Source organism: Streptomyces sp. NPDC048483 (genome assembly GCF_040651455.1).
GTDB lineage: Bacteria > Actinomycetota > Actinomycetes > Streptomycetales > Streptomycetaceae > Streptomyces.
Window position 1 is genome coordinate 1 of the sequence record NZ_JBEZJZ010000235.1, and the last position, 2,953, is coordinate 2,953.

Annotated in this window: 1 protein-coding gene; it reads right to left on the reverse strand. The window is 73.0% G+C overall.

Going from position 1 to position 2,953, the window contains the following annotated elements:
* Window positions 1–2,953: condensation domain-containing protein (locus AB0D04_RS42455; RefSeq protein ID WP_362712824.1), on the reverse strand; the 2,953-nt coding region annotated here is incomplete at both ends.

Genomic DNA, 2,953 nt, shown 5'->3' on the forward strand with positions numbered 1-2,953 from the left:
CGACCCCAATACCCGCGCGCAAGACCCACACCCGACACATACAACTCACCCGCAACACCCACCGGCACCGGACGCAACGCACCATCCAGCACAAAAACCCGGGTGTTGACGACGGGGGTGCCGATCGGGATGGTGCCGCGGACGTCGGGGCGGCAGGTCCACAGGGTCGCGTCGACCGTGGTCTCGCTGGGGCCGTAGGAGTTGTACATCGGACGGTTCGCCGACCAGGTCGCGATCAGATCGGCCGTGGACGCCTCACCGGCGACGATGACGGCCAGGTCCTGCGGTACGTGCTGCGGTGACATCACCGCGAGGGCGGCCGGCGGGATGGTGGCGTGGGTGATGCGCTGTCCGGTCAGCAGCCGCTCCAGCGGCTCGCCGGGCGTGCGCTCGTCCGTGGTGGCCATCACCAGCGTGGCGCCGGTGAGCAGGCCCATGCAGAACTCCCACACCGAGGTGTCGAAGCTGGGCGAGGCGAACTGCAGCACCCGGCTGCCGGGGCCGACGCCGAAGCCGCGCCGTTCGGTCTCCACGAGGCTTGCGAGGCCGGCGTGCGAGACGACCACGCCCTTGGGCCGGCCGGTGGAGCCGGAGGTGTAGATCAGATACGCCGGGTGGGCCGGGTGCAGCGGTGCGGTGCGGTCGGCGTCCGTGATGTCGTTGCTCGGCGGGTTCTCCGGGGTGAACAGGCGCAGCAGCGTGGTGGCTTCGGAGTCGCGCGGGTCGTCGCCCCAGGGCTGGGCGGCGGCCGCGCTCTCCAGCTGCATGCGTACGTCCGGGTCGTCCAGGACAAGGCGGCCGGTGTCGCCGTCGCGGGCGGGCAGCCGGTCCTGGGTGGCGCGGTCGGTGACGACCAGTGCGGGCCGGGCGTCGCGCAGCATGTAGTCGATGCGGTCGACGGGATAGTCCGGGTCGATGCTCAGATAGGCCGAGCCGGACTTGAGGACCGCGAGCATGGTGACAACCAGCTCCGGGCAGCGGGGCAGCGCGAAGGCCACCACCCGCTCGGGGCCTGCGTCGCACTGGATCAGCAGCCGGGCCAGGGCGTTGGCGCGGTCGTTGAGTTCGCGGTAGGTCAGCTCCTCGCCGTCGACGACCAGCGCGGTGGCGTCGGGCTGCTCGGCCGCCCAGCGCTCGAACAGCGCCGGGTAGGTCCCCGCGGGGACGTCGGCGGCCGTGTCGTTGAGCGCGGCCAGGCGCCGGTGTTCCTCGGTGGACAGCAGATCGATACGGGCCACGGGCCGGGCCGGGTCGGTGGCCATGGTGGTGAACAGCCGCCGCAGCCGGGCGAGGAGCGCATCGACCTCGTCGCGGGTGAGGACATCGGGCCGGTACTCCAGCCGCAGCCGCAGCCGGGGGCCGGGGATGACAATGAGGCTGAGCGGATAGTGGGTGGCGTTGTGGCCCTCCACGCCCAGGACGCTCATACCCCCGACGGTGGTGCGCAGCGCGGCCGGGTCGACGGGGTAGCTCTCCAAGACCGTGGTGGTGTCGAAGAGTTCGCCCAGGCCCGCGGTGCGCTGGAGGCCGGCGAGGCCGAGGTGCTGGTGGTCGATGAGCGCGGTCTGCTCCCGCTGCACCCGGGTGACCAGGTCGAGCAGGGACTCGGCGGGGTCGATGCGGACGCGCACCGGCAGGGTGTTGATGAACAGGCCGATCATCGACTCGACGCCCGGCAGCTCCGGCGGACGCCCGGCGACGGTGGTGCCGAAGACGACATCGTCGCGGCCGGTGAGCTGCCCCAGCAGCAGCGCCCAGACGCTCTGGACGACATTGTTCATGGTCAGGCCGCGGCGGCGGACCTCGTCGGTCAGCCGGCGGCTGAGCTGCTCGGGCAGGGCGACGGTGACGTACTCGGGCGCCACCGGGTCGCCACCGCGCTCGGCCGGTGCGAGGAGGGTGGGCTCGTCCAGGCCGTCCAGCGCCTCGGCCCAGGCGCGTTCGGCCTCGGCGCGGTCGCGGGTGGCCAGATGGGCGAGGTAGTCGCGGTAGGGGGTGACACGGGGCAGGCCGTTCTCGTCGCCGCCCGCCACATAGAGCTGGAACAGCTCCTTGACCAGCAGCGGCATCGACCAGCCGTCGAGCAGGATGTGGTGGCCGGTGAGCACAAAGCGGAAGCGGTCCGCGCCGAGCCGGATCAGGGACAGCCGCAGCAGCGGCGGCGCCGCCAGGTCGAAGCGGCGGGTCCGGTCCTCCTCGAGGATCCGCAGCGTCTCGGCCTGGTGCGCCGCGGCGGGCACCTCGGCGAGGTCGTATTCGTACCAGGGCAGTTCGGCGTGGGCGGGGACGACCTGGACGGGGGTGTCGATGCCGTCGTGGACGAACGCGGCGCGCAGATTGGCGTGGCGGCGCAGCAGGGCGGCGCCGGCGGCCCGCATGACCTCGGCGTCGAAAGGGCCCTCGAGGTCGAAGGCGAGCTGGAGGGTGTAGACGTCCAGCGCCTCCCGGTCGAACAGGGCGTGGAAGAGCAGGCCCTCCTGGAGCGGGGACAGCGGCAGGATGTCCTCGACGGCGCCGCCGGTGCCGGCCGCCAGCCGGTCGATCTGCGCCTGGGTGAGGGACACCAACGGCAGGTCGGAGGGGGTCGGGCCGCCCGCCTCGCCGGTCGCGGCATGCCGGGCCAGGCTTTCGAGGGCAGTGCGCCAGCCCTCGGCGAGGGCGCGGATGTCCTCCTCGGTGAACAGGCCCTCGGGCCAGGCGAAATCGGCGGTCAGTGTGGAGCCGTCGGCGCCGTCCAGGGTGCGGGCGTTGATGTTCAGGGCGTGCGGCATCGGCATGTCGGCGTCGCCGCCGCGCAGCGCGTCGGCCTCGGCGGCCGTCGCCCAGTCGGCGACCACCGCCCGCCCCGCGGCGGGCGCACCGGGGAAGCGGCCCAGGTAGTTGAAGCCGATCTGCGGGGTGGCGCCGTCCGCGAGGGCGGCGGCGGTCTCCGGGTTGAGGTAACGCAGCAGGC